Source organism: Aureimonas sp. AU12 (genome assembly GCF_001463705.1).
In the GTDB taxonomy this organism is placed as follows: Bacteria; Pseudomonadota; Alphaproteobacteria; order Rhizobiales; family Rhizobiaceae; genus Aureimonas.
This window is the reverse complement of the sequence record NZ_BBWH01000054.1, coordinates 17,800-37,883: the sequence shown is the minus strand read 5'-3', so window position 1 is coordinate 37,883 and position 20,084 is coordinate 17,800. Positions and strand designations below refer to the sequence as shown.

General features: G+C 62.2%; 18 protein-coding genes and 1 pseudogene. 9 read left to right on the top strand and 10 right to left on the bottom strand.

What is annotated here, in order from left to right:
- Nucleotides 1-43 precede the first annotated feature (43 nt).
- From AUL33_RS20825 to AUL33_RS20815, 3 genes are all read right to left on the bottom strand, one after another.
- The gene (locus tag AUL33_RS20825) at nt 44-370 is read right to left on the bottom strand and encodes a DUF1294 domain-containing protein (protein WP_082652799.1); all 327 of its coding nucleotides are present in this window, start codon (nt 368-370) and stop codon (nt 44-46) included.
- A gap of 138 nt (nt 371-508) precedes the next feature.
- Nucleotides 509-1,621, bottom strand: a complete 1,113-nt coding sequence (locus AUL33_RS20820; RefSeq protein ID WP_082652798.1) for a DUF4037 domain-containing protein — start codon at nt 1,619-1,621, stop codon at nt 509-511.
- Complete coding sequence (locus AUL33_RS20815) at nt 1,618-2,208, bottom strand: recombinase family protein (RefSeq protein WP_062213066.1); 591 nt, start codon at nt 2,206-2,208, stop codon at nt 1,618-1,620. Before AUL33_RS20815 ends, AUL33_RS20820 begins: the two co-directional genes overlap by 4 nt.
- A 147-nt stretch (nt 2,209-2,355) precedes the next feature.
- On the opposite strand from AUL33_RS20815, the gene AUL33_RS20810 reads away from it, so the two are divergent.
- Together AUL33_RS20810 and AUL33_RS21865 are read left to right on the top strand one after the other, a co-directional pair.
- Nucleotides 2,356-5,298 (top strand): Tn3 family transposase, encoded by a 2,943-nt coding sequence (locus tag AUL33_RS20810; RefSeq protein WP_062213064.1) that lies wholly within the window; start codon nt 2,356-2,358, stop codon nt 5,296-5,298.
- A gap of 18 nt (nt 5,299-5,316) precedes the next feature.
- Nucleotides 5,317-5,505, top strand: a pseudogene (locus AUL33_RS21865) (helix-turn-helix domain-containing protein); the annotation flags it as partial.
- A gap of 89 nt (nt 5,506-5,594) precedes the next feature.
- On the opposite strand, the gene AUL33_RS21860 reads toward AUL33_RS21865, so the two are convergent.
- From AUL33_RS21860 to AUL33_RS20790, 4 genes are all read right to left on the bottom strand, one after another.
- On the bottom strand, nt 5,595-6,734 hold the full coding sequence (locus AUL33_RS21860; protein ID WP_244492378.1) for a S9 family peptidase: 1,140 nt from the start codon (nt 6,732-6,734) through the stop codon (nt 5,595-5,597).
- 138 nt (nt 6,735-6,872) lie between these two features.
- The gene (locus AUL33_RS20800) at nt 6,873-7,142 is read right to left on the bottom strand and encodes a helix-turn-helix domain-containing protein (RefSeq protein ID WP_062213061.1); all 270 of its coding nucleotides are present in this window, start codon (nt 7,140-7,142) and stop codon (nt 6,873-6,875) included.
- A gap of 23 nt (nt 7,143-7,165) precedes the next feature.
- Nucleotides 7,166-8,818, bottom strand: a complete 1,653-nt coding sequence (locus AUL33_RS20795; RefSeq protein WP_062213060.1) for a type IV secretory system conjugative DNA transfer family protein — start codon at nt 8,816-8,818, stop codon at nt 7,166-7,168.
- A gap of 11 nt (nt 8,819-8,829) precedes the next feature.
- Nucleotides 8,830-9,195: a hypothetical protein gene (locus tag AUL33_RS20790; RefSeq protein WP_062213057.1), complete on the bottom strand. Its 366-nt coding sequence runs from the start codon at nt 9,193-9,195 to the stop codon at nt 8,830-8,832.
- Nucleotides 9,196-9,538: 343 nt separating this feature from the next.
- On the opposite strand from AUL33_RS20790, the gene traA reads away from it, so the two are divergent.
- From traA to AUL33_RS21855, 6 genes are all read left to right on the top strand, one after another.
- The gene (traA, locus tag AUL33_RS20785; RefSeq protein WP_244492377.1) at nt 9,539-12,484 is read left to right on the top strand and encodes a Ti-type conjugative transfer relaxase TraA; all 2,946 of its coding nucleotides are present in this window, start codon (nt 9,539-9,541) and stop codon (nt 12,482-12,484) included.
- Between the two features lie 121 nt (nt 12,485-12,605).
- Entirely contained in the window at nt 12,606-13,295 is a 690-nt protein-coding gene (locus tag AUL33_RS20780) for a hypothetical protein (protein WP_156419544.1), read from the top strand.
- Nucleotides 13,296-13,341: 46 nt separating this feature from the next.
- Nucleotides 13,342-13,698 (top strand): toxin-antitoxin system HicB family antitoxin, encoded by a 357-nt coding sequence (locus AUL33_RS23065; RefSeq protein ID WP_374754460.1) that lies wholly within the window; start codon nt 13,342-13,344, stop codon nt 13,696-13,698.
- The gene (locus AUL33_RS22395) at nt 13,691-14,770 is read left to right on the top strand and encodes a ParB N-terminal domain-containing protein (RefSeq protein WP_156419542.1); all 1,080 of its coding nucleotides are present in this window, start codon (nt 13,691-13,693) and stop codon (nt 14,768-14,770) included. The genes AUL33_RS23065 and AUL33_RS22395 overlap by 8 nt, the downstream gene beginning before the upstream one ends.
- Nucleotides 14,771-15,871, top strand: coding sequence for a hypothetical protein (locus AUL33_RS22390; RefSeq protein WP_156419541.1), 1,101 nt, complete (start codon nt 14,771-14,773; stop codon nt 15,869-15,871). It abuts the gene before it with no gap.
- Entirely contained in the window at nt 15,868-16,962 is a 1,095-nt protein-coding gene (locus AUL33_RS21855) for a DNA methyltransferase (protein ID WP_082652795.1), read from the top strand. Before AUL33_RS22390 ends, AUL33_RS21855 begins: the two co-directional genes overlap by 4 nt.
- Nucleotides 16,963-17,703: 741 nt before the next feature.
- Here the strand turns inward: AUL33_RS21855 and AUL33_RS20775 are convergent.
- Nucleotides 17,704-18,132: a MucR family transcriptional regulator gene (locus tag AUL33_RS20775; protein WP_062213043.1), complete on the bottom strand. Its 429-nt coding sequence runs from the start codon at nt 18,130-18,132 to the stop codon at nt 17,704-17,706.
- A 265-nt stretch (nt 18,133-18,397) separates the two neighbouring features.
- On the opposite strand from AUL33_RS20775, the gene AUL33_RS20770 reads away from it, so the two are divergent.
- The gene (locus AUL33_RS20770; RefSeq protein ID WP_062213039.1) at nt 18,398-18,943 is read left to right on the top strand and encodes a hypothetical protein; all 546 of its coding nucleotides are present in this window, start codon (nt 18,398-18,400) and stop codon (nt 18,941-18,943) included.
- A 144-nt stretch (nt 18,944-19,087) separates the two neighbouring features.
- Here AUL33_RS20770 and AUL33_RS20765 read toward each other — a convergent pair whose 3' ends face one another.
- Nucleotides 19,088-19,354, bottom strand: a complete 267-nt coding sequence (locus tag AUL33_RS20765; protein WP_062213036.1) for a hypothetical protein — start codon at nt 19,352-19,354, stop codon at nt 19,088-19,090.
- A 73-nt stretch (nt 19,355-19,427) separates the two neighbouring features.
- The gene (locus tag AUL33_RS20760; protein WP_062213033.1) at nt 19,428-19,892 is read right to left on the bottom strand and encodes an HlyD family efflux transporter periplasmic adaptor subunit; all 465 of its coding nucleotides are present in this window, start codon (nt 19,890-19,892) and stop codon (nt 19,428-19,430) included.
- Nucleotides 19,893-20,084 lie beyond the last annotated feature (192 nt).

Genomic DNA, 20,084 nt, shown 5'->3' with positions numbered 1-20,084 from the left:
GATGGGACCATGACGCTCTCACCCCCGGTGGACGCCATGGGTCTCACAAAGTGAGAAGCCGCCACAGCGCCTCAGGAGAACCGGCCACGACCAGCGCGACCGTCAGGGCGATCAGCACCACGATCTGGAGCACGAGGATCCCGATGAGCTTTGAGCGGAACGGCTCCTTGCGCGTCTTGTGACGCATGGTCTGTTGCGCGAGGACGGTTCCCACACTACCGCCCAATAAAGCCAGCCGGAGAAGCGTCGCCTCGGGAATGCGCCGGACACGGTTTTCCGCTTTGGCCTTGTCCATCACCATAGCGGCGTAGGCGACTAGGTTGATCGCAAGACCATAGGCGAGAACCCCGATCATCGCCTGGTTCGACATCCGGTCCCTCTCCACTCACCGGCTTCAGGATGACGTGCGACCGTTAAATGTCGGCAAAGGCAGAACGGCCTCCGTACATTATCGGGACATGGATTCACGGTAGCGCTTCCGGGGTGAAGCTGGTGGATCCGCCATGGGTTACCCTCGACGGGATTTGCCGAACTCCGTTGAGAGAAGGCCGGTGAACGTTGCCTGGGTGAGCTCCGGCACAGCCTTCACGAAGTTGCTGCTGAGGAACTGATCGGGCGCTCCGAACTCGTGAAGGCCGCGCAGCTCGTCGTCCTCGATCGCGGCGCGGATGTCATCGCCGATGCGCAGCGTGTCGACGAACCGAAACGGACGGGAGTGAAGCTCGCCGTCGGTCGGGTGGCCCGCGCCTGGCACTTCTCTGCGGAGCTGCAACTCGGCAACCGCACGACAGGCGTCCTGAAGGAGGGCTTCTCGCTCCAACCATCGCCGGGCGGCCAGAACCTGTTCGAGGATCGGCGACAGCTTCGACGCACAAGGAAGGCGCGAGAAGGCGGTTCCGAGCCATTTGGGATAGGGTGCGAAGCGGCGCTCAATGAGAAGCGCCAGGCGCATCAGGTTCTCGACCATGCGGGCGGCGACAACGGCCGAACCGATTTCGTCTTCCACGCTCCCGGCTCGACCAACATAGGCACGCTCTTCCGCAATCCGCCCCCACTGGACCATGATCTTGTAGAGCCAGACGTCGCGCGGAAAGTAGGAAAGGCGTTCCCTCAACGCGCTGAGATCGCCGAGGTCGTCACGGAACACGCGGCCACCGGTCGCCAGAAGAAAGTGCTGCTCGGGGTAGGACAGCCAGTCGCGCCAGGCGAGGTCCGTCTCGTAGCGCCGCTGGAGAAAGCGATCGCACCATGCACCGACAGTGTAGATCTCGACTCCATGACCTGACCACAACATTCCAGGGCGCGAGGGACCCGACGGCAATCGGGTATTAGCCGGGAAGCGGATCGGCCATCCTTCGAACGCTTGCGGCAACTCGTCATCCAGAAGCTGGAGGATCGCGGCCGCCGTGTCGGGAAAGGCCTGGTCGCGGACGAACAACTGGATGGCTGGACCATAGTCGTGGTCGGCCGACATCTCGGTATCGAACCCCAGCACTTCCGACCCCTGGCCGATCCGTGCCGCCGCGTAGCGAAGATCGGGGAAACGACGCCGGAGAAGGGGCTCGACGAGGTTCGAGAAGAAGGAAGCGCTGAGCCTCAATCCCGGGCCGTCCACGATCATGACGCGATGACGCCTTGGCGGTACGCGGCGACGATGCGCGAGACGGTGGGCTCGCTGACGCCGTAGAGGCGGGCCATCTCGGCGCCGGACTTGCGGCCCGAAGTGACGGACTCGGCGATCTCGCGGCGCTGCTTGTCGCCGAGCTTGCGGCGGCGGCCGCCGATCCGTCCCTCGGCGCGCGCCAGGGCGAGCCCGGCCGAGGTCCGCTCGCGGATCATCGCCCGCTCGAACTCGGCGAAGGAGCCGACCATCTGCATCATCATGCGGCCCGCGGCGGTCGTGGTGTCGATCGCCTCGGTGAGCGAGCGGAAGCCGGCGCCGGCGAGCTGGATGCGCTCCATGATGTGCAGGAGATCCTTCAGGCTGCGCGACAGGCGGTCGAGCTTCCAGACCACGACAATGTCGCCCTCGCGAAGCTGGCCGATCATCTCCTGGAGCCTGGGTCGATCCCATCGCCCGCCGCTCGCGGTCTCCTCGAACAGGCGGCGGCATCCCGCCCCGTCGAGCGCGCGGCGCTGGGCGGCGTTCGACTGCTCGTCGCCCTTGGACACGCGGGCGTAGCCGATCAGGAAGGGAGGCTGGTTCACGCTCGGACTCTTTCACAAACGGCCGTATCGGCAAGGGCAGACCGCACGACGGCACCTCATCGTGTTGCGCCTTTCATAATCCTCTTTCATTTGATCGTCGAAAGGCAAGAGGTTTCTGGAGGTTCGACGGTGCCTGGACGCATACCCATGACCGCAAGGCAGCGCGTCGCACTGCTGGCCCTGCCCGACGACGAGGCGATGGTGGTTCGCTACCATGGTCTTGGCACGGACGACCTTGCTGCGGTCACGACGGCTCGCACGCCGGCGACGAGGCTCGGCTACGCCCTCCAGCTCTGCGCCCTGCGCTATCCCGGACGCCATCTTCGTCGCGGCGAGCTGCTGCCGGCGACAATGCTCGACCATATCGCCGAACAGGTCGGGGTCGAAGCCGATGTGATCGCCGACTTCGCGCGGCGCACCCCGACGCGCTACGACCAACTCGCCGTCATCAAAGCGCGCTTCGGCTTCCGCGACCTCAGCCGCCCGCTACGCACCGATCTGATGACATGGCTGACCCGGGAAGCCGAGACCCTCGTCGACGGCCGCGTTCTGCTCGACCGTCTGCTGACCCAGATGCGCGCCCGTCGCATCGTGATCCCCGGCCTCAGCGTCGTCGAGCGCATGGCCGCCGAAGCGATGCACCGGGCCGACGCTGCGATGGTGGCCGGGATCGATGCCGATTTCGGCGTCGACATGCGGGCGCGTCTCGACGCTCTGATCGACGATAAGGTGCATGAGCGCCAAAGCCGTCTGTCCTGGCTGCGCGAGCCGACGCCGCGCGTCTCGTCCTCTTCGCTGGGAGAGATCCTGGAGAAAGTCGCAGTGATCCGCCAGACCGGGGCGATGGACTTCGCCGTCGGGCCCCGACATGAACCCCGTCTCCAACAGTTCGCCCGTGAAGGCATCCGCTACACCGCCCAGGCCTTCCAGCAGATGCGTCCGTCCCGCCGCCGCGTCGTTCTCTTTGCCACGCTGCGCGAGATGGATGCCACGCTGACCGACGCGGCGATCGCGATGTTCGGCGCCCTGGTGGGCCGCGCTCATCTTCGCGCGCGCAAGCGGCTGGAACAACGGGTCGCGGCGTCCGGTCGCGAAGGGCGGGAACGGCTCGCGCGTGTGGCGAGCGTCCTCAAGGCGATGACCAGGGCGGCGCGTTCGGGCGCCGACATCGCGCTGGCGGTGCAGGCCATCGCGCCGCTGGAGACGATCGAGACCGACGCCAGCATCATCCGTCGATCCGCCTCACCTCACAAGAGCGACGTTCTGAAGGAGATCGCGGCGGAGCATCGGACCTTCAAGCGGGTGGGACCCGTCTTCCTGCGGGCCTTCGACTTCCAGGGTCGGCCTCGCACCGCCTCGCTTCGTCAGGCGATGACGATCCTGGCGGATCTCGGCGGTGACGGGCGCAGGGCGTTGCCCTCGGACCCACCGCTCGGTCATCTCGAACGGCGCTGGCTGCGGCATGTCCAGACAAGCGGCGGGATCGACCGCACGCATTGGGAACTGGCGACCTACAGCGCGCTCGCCGACGCGCTGGCGTCGGGCGGCATCTGGGTTCCATCCTCCCGCACGCATCGCTCGCTCGCCGTGATGCTCGCCGCACCGCCCGGCGTGTCGTCGCATCCCGCCTTCTCGCTTGGCGATCCCCACGCCTGGTTGGAAGAGCGTTCCGCTCGGCTCGACCGGCCGCTGCGCGAGGTCGCCGGCAATCTCGACGGTCGCGATCCGGCTCTATTCGCCGGCGATCGGTTGCGTTTCCCCAAGGAGGGGAACGCCGGAGACCATGACGATACAAGGCCGCTTGCCCTGGCATGCTACGGCATGGTGCCGACGACGCGCATCACCGACGTCCTGTCGCAGGTCAGCCGCTGGACCGGCTTCGTCGAACACTTCGGCCACGTCTCTACCGGACTCCCGCCGGCGGACGAACGCGCCTTCCTCGCCACGCTGATCGCGGAAGCCACCAATCTCGGCCTGTCGCGCATGGCCGAGGTCTGCGGCGTGGCCTCGCGGCGCGCCCTGCTCCGGATGCAGACCTGGCACATGCGCGAGGAGACGTTCCGCGCCGCACTCGCCTGCCTCACCGACGCCATCCATGCCGAGCCGATGGCCGCCTGGTTCGGTCCGGGTCACAGCGCGTCAGCCGACGGGCAGGCCTTCTATCTCGGCGGTCCCGGCGAAGCAGGCGGCGCGGTGAATGCTCATTACGGCCGCGATCCCGTGGTGAAGATCTACACCACCGTCACCGATCGATACGCTCCGCTGCATCAGGCCGTCATCGCCGGGACGGCAGGCGAGGCCATCCATGCCCTTGACGGCATCCTCGGTCATGATAGCGACGTCGACCTTACCGCCCTGCATGTCGACGGCGGCGGGGTCTCCGACATCGTCTTCGCCGTCATGCACCTCCTCGGCCTCCGCTTCGAACCGCGCATTCCAAGGCTGTCGGATCGGCGCCTCTACGCCTTCGAGCCGCCCCGGCGCTACGGCAGGCTCGCGCCGTTGTTCGGTCGTCGGCTCAACCGGGACCTGATCGTCGGGCACTGGTCGGAGATCGAACCGGTGATCGCGGCGATGCGGGATCGCACCGTGACGCCGTCGCTGATCCTGAGGAAGCTCGCAGCCTACCGCCAGCAGAACAGCCTGGCCGCAGCGCTGCGCGAGATCGGACGCATCGAGCGCACGCTGTTCACGCTGCGCTGGTTCGAGGACCCGGGGCTGCGCCGCGCGGTCACCGCCGAATTGAACAAGGGCGAGGCGCGCAACGGCTTGGCGCGGGCCGTCGCCTTCCATCGTCTCGGCCGCTTCCGCGATCGGGGGCTGGAGAACCAGAAGACGCGCGCGGCCGCCCTCAACCTCGTCACCGCCGCGATCATCCTGTTCAACTGCCGCTATCTCGGCCGCGCGCTCGACGAACTCCGGCGCCAGGGCAGACCGATCGACCCGGCCATGCAGGCGCAACTCTCACCGCTCGGCTGGGACCGCATCAACCTCACCGGCGATTATGTTTGGTCCAATCACCTCGACCTCGGCGCCGACGGACTCATGCCGCTCCTCGACGAGCCCTACCGTGAATCCATGTCCCGATAATGCACACGGGCCGGAACGGGCCGCACCCCTGCCGATGGAGTCGAGCTGATCCGTTTGGACGGCGCCCGGCGGCTTCTGGAAGAGGGGACCAGCGTGACGCGAACCGCCGCTCGCTGCGGCTTCGGCTCGACGGAAACGATGCGGCGTGCCTTTCTGCGCCATATGAGTGTCAGCCCGAACAGCTATCGCGAGCGCTTCCGCAAGTGAGGATGTTCCACTTGAGAATGCTACGAGCGCTCTCGCGGCGCATCTGATGGTGCGGGAAGGGCCTTAAAGGGTCGACAGCGGTCGAACCGCTACCAGGCTATGAACGTCAGCTCGCTGAAATGGCGATGGTCGAGCCCGGTTTTGAAGGCCGTCTCGATCAGCCCGTGGACTTCACCCATCGTCACGCGCCTTCCATAGGATCCGCTTTGTTCGGGTTGCGGAAAATCCATCAGGACGATCCGAAGATGACGGGCATCGTCGACATCGTCCGGAATGTCAGCCTCGATATAGAACTGGATCGTCCTGTCCTGGTCATCGATCAGACCGAAGACATTGCCTTCCATGCCGCGGACCTCGTCGGACCAGATCAGGCCAGCCTCCTTGAGGTCGACCCTCCTGGCCTGGTTGGGGGTGACCTCGACGCCGCAATCGCTCCAAAAGGCTCTCATGAACGCGTCCCCGAATCCTCTCCTGATCGTCCTTTCGTCATCTCTCGGACGACGGGTGAGTGTCCACAGCGGATCGTGAACCGTCGAGTTGGTTTCGACAGTCGCCCCCAGCGCTCTCCAGAGGAACTCAACGAGACGCTCGTTGTGCCGGTTTTCCGCAGCGGCGCCGATCGGGCAATGGTCGTCACCCTCGTCGTATCGGACCTCGGGCCGTCGTCCGTGCCGGCGAAGACGCTCTTCCAGACGCCGGGTCATCGCCACCGTCCACATCGCATCCATCGTACCGTGGGTCAGAAGAAGCGGTCCCTCGTAGCGTTCGATCTCGATCGGCATCGTGGGAAGGAGGTCGTCGGACGATCCGCGCCAGGTCCATGCCCGGTGTGCCGGATCCCATGACCGCCAGTTCGGGTCGTCGGCATCGCGCTCGCCCGCCGCATCGAAGCCGCCGCAGATGACGTCGGGCGCGGCATGGGCCGCCACGGCATCCGGCAATCCGTCCACCGCGTCGCGTGCCATCAGCGCGGTGAGCAGGAGCGCGTGCTCGGCGCCCCGCGAGACGCCGTAGAGGCCGACCCGGCCGCTGGAGAGGGGATGACCGCGCAAAGTCACGAGGGCCTTCACGCTGCGATCCAGCGGCACGTCGACGATCCGGCCCGCGTGCCAGGGGTTGCCTCCGGTTGCGTAACGGAATGGAAGAGCGAGGAAGCCGTGAGCTGTCAGAAGCGCGGCGGTCTGGTCGCTCCAGCCGGCCCAGGCGCCTTCCGAGCCGTGAAACAGCATGACGGTCGGAAACGGCCCGTCGCCAGGCGGACTGTAGGCCGCTCCCCCATCACCGATCTCATGCTGTCTGATCCTCAGCATTCATCCCCCGAAGCCTCAGTGCCGGGATCCAACATAGGGCCTGCGATGGTCTGCCTTCTAGTGGAGGGTCAGGTGCGGCTCTGCGTCCGGCACCGCATCGGCCCGAAACAGATCGATCGGGTGCACTTCCAGGACTTCCGCCGCACGACGCAGAACCCGCACCGGAATGCGGCAGGTTCCATCCTCGTAGGACTGCACGTCGGCGCAACTCACGCCGACGCGTCGTGCGAAGGTTGCCAATGTGATGTTGCGTGCCTGGCGAAGGCGCTGAAGACATCGGCCGAGATCTTGATCCCGGCTTTCGGGTTCCGGCACCGATCGTCCCATCCCTGGCTTCCTTCACGCGGCGCTCAGTTGAAGTCACTTTTGTCGTGGAGCCTCCTGAAGCGCCTGTGGGTCCAGTACTGGACCTTTGCGGCGAAGAAGGGCCGCACGCCCTTGATCTTGAGGAAGATGGTGGTGGGCTTCAGGTGCATGACTTCCTCCGGGGTGAGGAGCTTGCGACCGACAGTCTCTGCCCGCGTGGAGTCGCCGGAGAGGTTGGAGACGTAGCGGGCGGTCAGCTCGTCATTGGTGTTGAAGGCCTGGAAGACGCCGGCATTGGCGACGAAGGTATGAGCGCCCTTGCCATACAGTTCCTCGAGCTGGCCCCAGTTCTGGAGGAAGGCCCAGAGCTGGAGGCCGTATCCGGCCATGAGACCGAAGGCGGTCTTGATGGCGTGCATGTCGCCCACCGAGGCGAACTCGTCGAGCAGGAACAGGACGGGCGCCTTTGGCTTCACGCGCGTCCGCTCGATGTCCTGAAGGGCGCGGGTGACGAGAAGGCGCACCCATCGCCCATGTGAGGCGAGGCGCGACTGCGGCAGGACGATGAAGACGGACGCGATCCCGGTCTTCAGGGCGCCGAACTCGAAGGACGAGGTCTTGAGGGAGGCGCGCAGCTGGGGGCTGTCGAGGAAGCTGGTCTGCTCCTGCGCGGTGGAGAGGATGGCGGCGGCCTCGCGGTCGTTCTTGGAGCGAAACACGTTGGCGGCGGCGGCGACCGCGCCATCGGCCTCCGTCATCTCGGTCATGATCTCCAGAAGCCCGGCGAACTTCTCCTTCGGGTAGGTGAGGTAGTCGCGCAAGGTGACGAGGTTGCGCCGTTCCTCCGGCTCGACGGCGGCCACCAGCATGATGAGACCGCGCAGGAGCGCGCGGGCGCCGTCGTCGAAGTGCTGGTCGCGGGACTGCGGGGGCGTGACGATGAGAGCGGCCGCCAGCGTCGCGGCGTCGTCGACGAAGTTCGGGTCGGCCGCGTCGAGGTGCCCGAGCGGATTGAAGGAAGCGTCGGCCTTGCCGCTGACGTTGAAGGGGTCGAGGACGAACACCCGCCCGAAGGTCGCGCGATGGCGCGCGGTGACCTGGACGTTTTCGCCCTTGGGGTCGATGACGATGACGCTTCGATCGAGGTGGAGAAGGTTCGGGATGATGACCGAGGCGCCCTTGCCCGATCGCGTCGGGGCCAGCGTCAGAAGGTGTTCAGGACCGTCGTAATGGAAGAACCTGCGCTTGCCGTTGGCGCCGATGAGCAGGGACGTCCGCGACCCTCGCATGAAGCGCTTCTGTTCGCTCCTGGTGGCGTAGCGACCCGAGCCGTGTGAGGTGGACCTTGCTGGCGGAGAAAAGGCCTTGATGATGTCGAAGCCAACGAGCCAGAGAAACCCGGCGATCAGGAAGGGCGGGATCGCGAGCGCGATCCAGGCGCCCTGACCCAGCGCCCAGTAGTTCCAGTAGGGGCCGAGCGGAATGCGGTAGATGCCTTCCACCGTCGGCGCGATCCAGTTGAAGAAGCGGAAGAGGAGCTGGACGTAGGGCTCGTTCAGCGTTTCCTGCATGGCTTGGCTGCGTCCGGAGAAATGGACGAGAGCGAAAAGCGGAAACAGGAAGTAGGCGAGCGTCGCGCCGATCATGGTCGGCTCGGTGCGCCGGCTCCAGAAGGTCTTCGGATTATCGGCCGACATGGTGGCGGTCCTCAGTTCGCGTGAGAGCCGTGATCGCCGCCGTTGCCTTCATTCCCTTCCCGGCCTGCCTCGTCCGATGCCAGCGATGTCGCGGGATCAGAGGGGGTCGGCGCCGATGCCTGCTCGATGAATTCCGGAAAGAGCTTCCTGTCCTCGTCGCGCGTCAGGAAACCCGGCAGCTCGCCCTTCAACCAGCTTGCCAGTCGCTGTCTGAATTCCGCATCGCGATTTGCCTCCAGCTGCTGAAGCACAAGCGCGCCGAGAAGCACCTTACGTCTCGTGTCCTTCGCCCGATCGTGTTTCGTCAGCCTTGCTTTCAGCGCCCGCTTACGCGCTTCCAGTTGCGCAATCCGCTCCTCGATCGACAGCTTCGCCAAGACTCAAATCCCCTCGTTAAGAAACCCATCCATCCTCCTTTACCCAACCGTTTCCGTTACACAACACCGTTCTATCCCTCCAAATATCTCCTCAAATATCATTCAAACCCCATCCATCTTCCATCTCGTCATCATCCCAGAATTCCCTTCCATCCATTTTCTCCACACCCATCAAACTCCATTCCAACCGTCCAAAATCAAACGCTGCAGATCGCAACAATCATTCGTCAGAATGTTGTAAGAGCGCACTTCCGGCTTGCGGGGCAAGCCATTCTGCGGCAACGTCCGACGAGATAGGGAGGCCTGCCTATGGCCTGATACGTGAGCCGGAGCCGCAGACCGCATGGCGATCTACCACTGCTCGATGAAATCGCTGTCGCGCTCGTCCGGGCGCAGTGCGGTTGCGGCAGCGGCCTATCGATCCGGCGAACGGTTGATCAATCTTAGCGATGGGCAGGTTCACGACTATCGCGGCAAATCCGGCATCGGTCATACCGAGATCGTGCTGCCCGAAGGCGTCGATGCAGCTTGGGCGCTGGACCGCTCTGTTTTGTGGAACGCAGCCGAGAAGGCCGAGAAGCGAAAGGACGCTCGCGTCGCCACCGAGTTTGAGGTCGCGCTTCCGCATGAGCTGACACCGGACCAGCGGATCGAGCTGGCGCGATCATTCTCGCAGGATCTGGCGAACCGCTACGGTGCCGCGGTCGATTTTGCCATCCATTCGCCTTCGGGCGAAACCGACATCCGCAACCATCATGCGCACATTCTGATGACGACGCGGGAGGTCACGTCTTCCGGGCTCGGTGAGAAGACGCAGTTCGAGTGGCGCAACGCGCGGCTGCTGGCGGAGGGATTGCCGACCTCGCACATGCAGCTGCGCGATTTGCGTCAGGCCTGGGAGCATCACGCCAACGAGCATCTGGGCCGTGCCGGTCACGTGGAGCGGATCGATCATCGCTCGCACGAGGCCCGCGGGCTGGAGATCGCGCCGACGCAGCACATGGGCGTCCATGCCACCGAGATGCAGCGGCGCGGCATGGATGTGTCGCGGGTTCGTCTCGAAGAGGACGCGGCGCGGCAGAACGCGCAGTCGATCCGTGAGAACCCCGAACAGGTTTTGCATCTCGTCACCGGCGAGAAGAGCGTGTTCGATCGGCACGACGTGGCGCGCGCGTTGCACCGCGCGATCGACGATCCCCAGGAGTTCCAGAACGCCTTTGCGCAGGTGATGGCGAGCGCCGAGCTGGTGGAGCTTCGCGGCGAGACCCAGGACCGGCACGGGCACGCCACCGAGCTGGCGCGCTATTCGACACGCGAGATGATCGAGCTGGAAGCCGGCATGGTGGATCGCGCGGTGCGCATGTCGGAGAGCGGCGGGCACGGCGTCGAGGCTGACCATGTCGAGCGTTCCCTCGCTTCTCGGACCTGGCTGGCCGAGGAGCAGCGAGAGGCGGTTCGGCATGTGACCGGCGAAGAGCGCTGCGCGGCGGTGGTCGGGTTGGCGGGGGCGGGCAAGTCCACCATGCTGACGAGCGCGCGGGAGGCGTGGGAGGAGGCGGGCTACCGCGTCCATGGCGCTGCGCTCGCCGGCAAGGCGGCCGAGGGGCTGGAGGAGAGTTCGGGCATCGCCTCGCGCACGCTCGCCTCGTGGGAATACGGCTGGGCGAACGGGCGGGGTGGTTTAAGCAAAGGCGACGTGTTCGTGATCGACGAGGCAGGCATGGTCTCGTCGCGTCAGCTCGCCCGCTTCATCGAGGAGACGGACCGCGCCGGGGCCAAGCTCGTGCTCGTCGGCGATCCGCAGCAGCTTCAGCCGATCCAGGCGGGTGCGGCCTTCCGGGCCGTCACCGAGCATATCGGCTGTGCCGAGCTGGAGGAGGTCCGCCGGCAGCGCGACGGGTGGCAGCGCGAGGCGAGCCATGACTTCGCGCGGTTGCGCGTCAGCGAGGGTCTCTCGGCCTATGAGGGGCATGGCGCCATCCGGTTCGCGGAAACACGCGAGGCGGCACGCGGCGCGATCGTGGCAGAGGTCATGCGGGACCATGACGCGAAGCCGGAGGCGTCGCAGCTCGTGCTGACCTATCGGCGCGCCGATGTGCGCGAGCTGAACGAGGCGATCCGGGGCGAGCGCCGGGAGCGCGGCGAGCTGGAGGTCGAGCGCTCCTACCGGACGAACGACGGTGAGCGGGTCTTCGCGATCGGCGACCGCTTCCTGTTTCTGGAGAACGATCGGGATCTCGGGGTGAAGAACGGCATGCTGGGAACCGTCGGCGCGATCCGGGACGGCGAGATCGTCGTCAGGCTGGACGGGGCGCAGGGGCCGGGACAGGAGGCGCAGGACAAGGGGCGCGTCGTGATGGTGCCGGTCGCCGAGTACGACAAGTTCGATCACGGCTACGCGACGACGATCCACAAATCGCAGGGCGCCACCGTGGACCGATCCTACGTGCTGGCGTCGGGCGGTATGGACAGCCATCTCGCCTATGTCGCGATGACCCGTCACCGCGACGCCGTGCAGCTTCATGTGGGCCGCGACGACTTCGTCGACAGACAAGCGCTCGTGACCGGGCTCGGCCACGCCAACACCAAGGAAACGACGCTGGACTACGCGACGCGTCGCGGGCTCGAGGTCGAGGGCCGGCGCGACGAGCGCGCCGAGCGGCTGCTGGCGGACGGGGCCCAAGCCATTCGCGTTCCGGACGCGGCCGAGCGGGAGGCTCCCAGGGAAAGCCACAGGGCGCGGGTGCTGCGGGAAATGCGCGAGGAGCGGGACACGCCACTTGAGGCGCCGGTGCCGCTTCCTGCCAGCGAGCGCGTGTCGGTTGCGGATCGCATCGCTGCGCTCGAGGCGCGGGCACAGGAGCGGCTTGCTGCCGAACGCATGGTGGGTGAACGAGCGATGCCGGCGCCGGAGCGCGGGGAGGTGATAGGGCGGGATCAGGCACCGGGACGAACGCCGGAGAGTGAAGGCGAGCGGCGGACCCTTGCGCAGCGTCTCGATGCGTTGAGAGCGCGCGATGCAGGGCCCACCGAGGGGCGCGAGGACGACAGGCCGAAGCTCAGCGTCCCCGAGCGCATCGAGGCGCTGCGCGAGCGCGTGGAAGGCCCCAAAGAGCGCGAGCCGTCGCAGGAGCGGGAGACCGGTGCGGAGCCGGTCCAGAAACGATCGATCGCGGAGCGCCTGGCGGAGCTGCATGCGCGTGAGATCACGCCGGAAGAGCGTCAGCGCAGCCGCGAGCAGGAGCGCGAGCGGGACAGGGATCGTGATCGCGGCGGGTACGAGCGATAGCGGCCAATTGGCATGAGAGTAGGCTGACCAAGGTCATCATGTTCACACGCTGCACAATCCGTACGGTTGGCATATCATATGTCTGCAACCTACGATCCATCGGGTTCAGATGGAGGGTGGCATGAACGAGGAACAGGGCCCGGGCTGGCAGCGCTGGGTGTCGAGCCGGCATCGGGCGAGCCGCGATCCGGCGACGGGCGAGTGGCAGATCGAAAGCTGGCGCCTGCACGAGCGGTCGAACAGCGGGCCGATCACGGTGCGCGCCTACGTGGAGGCGCTGCCGGACCGCATCTATCAGGATGGCCTGGAAGCGATCGCGGGTTCGCGGGGCAGCGACATGGCCGTGTTCGAGCTGGAGGACGCGGGGGAGGTTCATGTGTTCGCCATGCGATGCGTCCTGCTCGCCCAGCTGCCGGAAATCGTCGCCATGGCCCTGACGCCGCGTGCCGAGCGTCAGGCGATCCGGGCCGCGTTCCCCCTCTACCGAGAGATCATGGATGCCCCGCGCTTTAGCTGGGGCACGCCTGCCTATCGCACGGCCTGTCAGAACCTCGGCATCGATCCCGACGACGGGCGGCCCGAATACCGGCGGGAAGACGGTGCGCTGGTGGAAGCCCTGGAGAACTGGATCATCGATCCCGTCAGGCCATTCAGCACGGATCAGATGCATGTCGGCCAGGTGCTGGAGCTGATCCGCATCGATCGACAGCCGAGCCCCACGCTGCACGACGAGGTCCGCAGGCAACTGCCGCTCTACCGGCGGATCAACCTGCCGTTCCTCACGGAGATCGAGCGGAGGATCGCCGCCTGAGCAGACAAAGGGGGCGGCTGTGATCCGGGCCGCCCCTCCCTTCGCTATGGAGAGCTCTGGTCGAGGCGGCCCTACCGTTATGCAATCAAGAAACCAAGAGCCTCTCATTTCAGTGAATTATGCCCGCTCGGGATGTGCGAACGCATATATCGATGTTACTGATGTCGCGACGATACACCGAGGTTTGATCATTCGTACCGACTTACAGAAGCGACCGGCAGCTGCCGAGAAGGCCCGAATGGTGCACATCCGCTTAGAGCCGGAGTTGCATCGTACGCTCCGGTTGATCGCTGCGCAGCAGGACACGACGCTTCAAGAATGGATCAGCCGTGCACTTTGGACGGCTGCGAACGCCGTATCAACACATTCCCCGGACTCTGAACGGGACACGGATCATGTCTAGCGTTCCCAACGTTTCGGCCACTCAGGACTCGATGGTGCCAATCCAGGATTTGCGCTTTGACCCGCAAAATCCGCGCGTCCCAACTGAGGTATTCCAAACCGAGGAAGATTCTATTCGGTATCTTACTACTGAATATGATGTCGAAGAGCTAGTTCAGTCCATACTATCATCTGGATGGATTGACTATGAACCTCTCATTGTACAGAAAAATACCAATATCGTGTTCGAGGGAAATCGCCGCCTCGCGGCGATAAGGCTGATTTCTGACGCTAAACTTCGCTCGGATATAAGTTATAAACTTCCGAATATTGATAACCCGCAACCTTTGCCCGCCGACGTAAGAGTCCGGTTCGTTGATGATCGAGCGGATGCACGTCGTTTTATTGCATTCAAGCATATAAACGGCCCATTTAAATGGGACGCCTATGCCAAAGCTAAATATGCTGCCGAGTGGTTGAACGAAGGGGCTGATGTCGATGTCGTAAGCAAGATGCTTGGCGACAATCACAACACGATCCGGCGGCTCGTTGCCGGATACCGTGTCCTGGAACAGGCGCAAAACGACAACGTCTTTAATATTAACGATAGAACAAAAAAGAGATTTGCTTTCTCTCATCTCTACACAGCAATTTCTCGCCCATCAGTCCGGTCATATCTCGGTATAGAAGACGACGAAGATACAAAGACCCCTGTTCCCAAGGAAAACACTGAACAGCTGAAGCAGGTCATGTCTTGGTTGTATGGCCAAGAGTCGAAGAAAGAGCCAACAGTAATTGCGAGTCAGAACCCGAATCTAAACCAGCTAGTTCGTGTTATCGAGAACAAGACAGCCCTTGGTGTCTTGGCGAGTACGCGGCGGCTGGACCAAGCGTTTGAGCAGGTAGAGCCCCCATCTGAACGCTTTAAAGAGGCGTTGATCGGCGCTTCGAAGGAGTGCGAAGGGGCTTTGGGGCTGTCGAGCCATTATGATGGTGACGAAACCTTGTTATCGATGGTTCGAAACCTTGCTACCACTGTCCGTAATCTTCGGGACAACATGCTGAAGAAAAGCCTCGGCGACGAGGATATCTGAGTGCACATTAATCCTCCCGATCTCAATTCTAAGCGCGCGCGCTTTGCCGATTGGCTGGAACTTCTGGCTTTATCGAACGAAAGCGGAGAAGTTGCAATTTCTGCTCTCCGCACACAGTTGCGTAGAACTACGGATGGTCGTTCTTCGCCAAAAGACTTTGAAGAAGATGCAGACGATGGTGGAGAGCCAGAAGTAACGGAGCGATCCTCTGATGATTTAGAGGAGCGTGTTACCGAGGAAATTGAACTTCGCATAAAACTAGTCGGCTCTTCTTACCCTTTTGAGTTAATCTCATTAGGGGCTTTTGGTTCTGCTCAAATCTTGAAGCGTAAGGAATCTTGGAAGAGCGTAGAATCCGGCGAATTGATCTACATATTTTGCTTATTAGACTCAGGTATGAGAGACAATCTCATCGCAGTCCCAAAAGAAAAGCGCTATTTTGTCCAGCAAATTGGCAACGTGTTTCAGATATGTTCATGTATAGCTGTAGGCGGATATACCAACGCTGAAGTTGTGTCTTTTGGATTCCCTAGGGCGACCGGAGACGGTTTTCTGCCAGCGTTGACAGCCGCTTGGGCCCGGTATGGATCGTATAAAATAAGAGACTCTATACCTTATGGTTTTGACGCAAAACTAAAAGACGGCGGCGTTGATATAATCGCATGGCGCGGCTTTTCTGATGGGCATGCAGCTACATTGCTAATGTTCGTCCAAGTTGCGTCTGGTATGGACTGGAAGGATAAGCCGGTCGCATCTGATGTTAAATCGATACGGCAGTGGTTCGTCAATGAACGCTTCGAGCATTTCTTGCCGGCGATATGCTTACCGTTTCCCTTATGGTTTGATCTAGAGGAACCACCGCGCGCAGCTGGCGGTGGCCCGCTTGTTTATCGGGAAGGTGTCACCAGGAAGTTCGCTGTCAGAGAGGCTACTTTCGGAATCATCTTTGATCGTGGTCGGATCGCTCAATCATCTGCGCTCGCGTTAGGCGCCCCAGGGGGGCCTCCGACTAACATCGACGGCATTGACCGTATCAACGAGGTTGATGAGTGGGTCGAAGGGGTAATGCAGGAACTAGCTGAAAAGCGAGCTGCTGCATGAGACATCCGCTGCATTCCATATGCCCGTATTTTGCAATGTTCCCTGAGGCGTTCGTCGCTGAGCAGTTGCTTGCGCACACGCGTCCTGGAGAGCTTGTGCTTGATCCGTTTTGCGGCCGCGGAACGACAATATTGGAAAGTCTTCTCAACGGACGCAAAGCGATCGGATCGGATGTGAACCCTGTCGCCGCTTGTGTAGCTGGCGCCAAAGCCGACGTCCCATCTCTCGAAAGCATTTTAGAGCGTATTTCGGAACTAGAAGTTCAGTTCAATGACGACCTGTTCGTGGGCGAGACTTTACCAGAGTTTTTTGAATACTGTTTTCATAAAAATACGCTCGAAGAAATTGTCTTCCTCAAAAAGTATCTCAATTGGCAGAGTGATCCGGTTGATCGATTTATAAGTGCTATCATGCTCGGCATTTTGCACGGGGAATCTCATCGCTCTCAATCAGTACTAAGTAATAGGATGCCCAGAACTATAAGCACAAAGCCCGATTATTCTGTGCGTTGGTGGCGTGAACGTAACCTCTCAGCTCCGGAGAGGAAGACATTTCCTATACTGCGTGAGGCGGCAAAGTTTCGTTTCCTAAAGCGTCCGCCAGAGGCGAAGGGGAAAGTTGTCCTTGATGATGCTCGGCGCGCAACGGAAAACTTTCAAGACGCTTTAGGACAAGTCGCTCTTGTTGTAACTTCGCCTCCATATCTTGATACGACGGATTATTCTGAAGATCAGTGGCTGAGGTTGTGGTTTCTTGGAGGTGCTGATCGACCAAAGCATCGCATTAATCGCGATGACAGACATACTGTTTTGAAAGATTATTGGAGATTCTTAAATGAAGTATGGAAGGGCGTAGCCCCGCTTGTGAGAGACCAAGCAGTCATTGTTGTTAGAATTGGTGGAACAAAGCTGACAAAAGAAGACTTGTTTAGTGGTGTCACATCTGGGTTGGAGTGTGCTTTTAATGAAAGGCGTGTGAAGCCTATTCATTCCGGCCGGTCATCCGAGATAGCAAAACGGCAAACGAACGCATTTCGACCTGGAACAAGTCCAGAGCGCTTAGAGCACGATTTCTCTTTTGCGATTAGTTAGCAGTTGAAGCGCTATCCACATTTATAGCTCTTGAATGAAACGACCCCGAGAATTGCCGTAGTTCGAGCAGCGGAAGGCTTTGCCGTTGGAGCGACAGAAGACCATCAACGAGCCTCGGCGAGGATGAAGCTCTGATCGAAGAAGCTTTTTGAACGTATCTATCGACATGTTTTGGGGGCGAGTGATCCGGACGGTTGTAAGATGCGGAATGAGCTCGGCCTCGACACCTTGGCGTCCCCATCGCCTTATGCTGCGTCGTATGTCATTCCCGCGTGGCCTATTGACCTCAACGAGATAGGTCCACGGTTTCTGTGACGCATATGCCGACTTCCGCATGGCACGTTCTCCAGCCGGGTTGGTTCGTAGATGTGGGGCGTCTTGACCCTCTAACTATAGGCATAAGCCGCGCTTTGCACCAGCAACACCATCTCACACAGTCGGGTTTAAGACCACCTACTTGCTTTTTGACGGTAAGGTCCGTTACGGGTATGCCCAAAACGACCCGCGTTCCATGCGGTACAAAATGCCCGCGGACCCATCCAAACTGGATCATCGCCTCCTGAACCATTCAAGGCAAACCGTAAGACGTTCGTGTGTCCGTCAGCGGCTATCTCGACAGGTTTATGCCTGCTGTCGGGAACAGGAGGCGGAAAGCCCAGGTTCATCCCAGTGGGCTTTAAGGGTCGCATCGGTTGGCGCTGATCCAGCTGCTCGGGTCCGCCCCGCAAACCCCTGACGATGTCAGCCCTTCGCTTGCGCCCCCTTGCGGCCCAGGCCGATCGCCTTGGCCAGCTCGGAGCGTTTGGCCGCATAGTTAGGCGCCACCATCGGGTAATCGGCCGGTAGACCCCACTTCTGACGATAGGCATCTGGCGTTAGGTCGAAATGCGTCATAAGATGCCGCTTCAAAGACCTGAACGATTTTCCATCCTCAAGGCAGATTAGGTAGTCCGGTGTCACCGACTTCTTGATCGGGACTGCGGGGACCAGATCCGGAACTGGCGGCGCCAGCGCGGCTGCACCAACGCCTGGCATGGCGAAAGCGTCGTAAATCTTCCGGATGAGATCCGGCAGTTCCTCGCGCGGCACATGATTGTTGCTGACATAGGCGGCGACGATCCCGGCCGTCCGTTGCAGCTGATCGTCGTTTGTCTCAGGTTCCAAGTTCATGCTGCTCTCCAGTCAGGTTTCAATGCAATCAGAACGCCAGCCTCCAAGCGCAACGAGTATCAATCGCCACCCACAGCAATGACGTGCAATTTTGAACCTACGGTTTTCCTACCTCGATGGTCTAACGTGCTCGTAGATGCATCAGCATGGGGCTGCAAGGGGCAATCAGATCAGCATGACTCGCGTGGATAACCTCACGCCAATATGTTTATTGGGCGGGCGCAAACGATCACCCGCACTTCATTCTCATTTGATGTGACCTTTCATGAAACGTCAGCTGAAGCCGTTCGTCGTCGAGCGCAAGCGTCGTCTGCCTGCCGCCGGGCAACCCGTCTCGATCTGGTCGGACGTGATGACGCCCGAGCTTCGAACTTTTGCGCGGAAGACCCACGACCCTGCGGCCCTGGCCGACAACGAGGCCGGAGCGGAAGTGCGGTCCGCGCAGGCGCCTTCGAATGCGCAACCCGCGCATCGGACAGGCCGGATCCTGGTTTCACGCATCGACCCGGCGCCGGTGCTGACCGAGCAGCTGGAACCGATGTTTTCGGACGAGCCCAGGTCATACCGGAGACGGTCTTCTGCCCGTCGTTTGCCGGACACCCACAGCCTGGATGTCACCGCCATCCCACCCGAGACTGCCAATGTCGTGACGGAGGCGGTGGACGTCAGATCGGATGCGATCTCGATCGAGGCGCCTATGACATCCTCCAACACGATCGCCAAGGTTCCTTATCGGGTTCGGCGTCGTGAGGCGACGAAGGGGCTGAAGCTCGAAGACAGATGGAAGCGCGGTCTCATCCTCCGGGACTGATGCCAGAACTCGTTTGGCAGGACGAGAAGGACCGGCAGCAGCACCCGCTGGGTCCCGGCGCTGACCGAGCTTGCACGGTAGCAAGGTCGATGTCGGGAACCCTAACCAGCAGCTGGCTCAACCGTTAGCGTATCGCGGCGACCATCAGTGAACCGTCGGGGTGTCGCCGGACAGAAGCGCCAGGATGCCCTCCTCATCGAGGCAGCGGTGGAACTCGCGATACGCCTCGTCATCCGTCACGAAGCGGGCGTCCCAGACCGTGGACGCATTCTCCTTGTCGACGACCTCGAGCGTCCATCCCTCATTCGACGCCGCGATCCGGTAGATCGCCAGTTCGACCGTCACGCCATCGCGCGTCACGTTTCCCGAGAGCGGCGACACCTCGATCGCGGGATCCTCGTCTTCGGCCACGAAACCACTCCCGTCCTGAAGCCTGCTGCTGGCTGCCGCCACGGCTATCACATCGCAGGATCCGGCCGAAGGTCTACCCCTCTCGGAACGCGCGCTCGATCTGATCGCTGAGCGGCTTGATGAAGTAGGACAGCGCCGTCCGGTCGCCGGTCTTCACGAAGGCCTCCACTGGCATGCCGGGAACGAGTTTGACCGCACCGAGCTTCTGGACCTGGTCGGCCGCAATGCCCGCCCGCACGGTGTAGTAGGCGAGGCCCGTCTGCGGCTCGTGGGTGAGATCGGCGCCGATGCGCTCGATCGTCCCTGTCACCTCGGGCGTGGTCCCCTGGTTGAAGGCGGAGAACCGCAGATGGACCTCCTGGCCGATGGACAGCTGGTCGATGTCCTGGGGCGCGATCCGGACCTCGGCCTCCAGCTTGTCGGCCGCCGGTACGATCAGCATGACGGCCTCACCGGGTGAGATCACGGCATCGGCCGTGTGGATCGCAAGCTCGTGGACGATGCCGGCCTGCGGAGCCCGCAGATCGACCCGTTTCAACCACCTTGCCTAATGTAATGTTATTACATTACAAGACAATCTTCATTGGGGGACTCGCATGAACCTGACGCACACTGTGGCTTACCACAGCTCCAACGCACAGGCAGGTCGTCTGCGCGAACGAACGGTCTTGGACGTCCGCACACACTTTGCATCGCTGCAACCGGAGGCGGGATGCCTGCGTCCCAATGG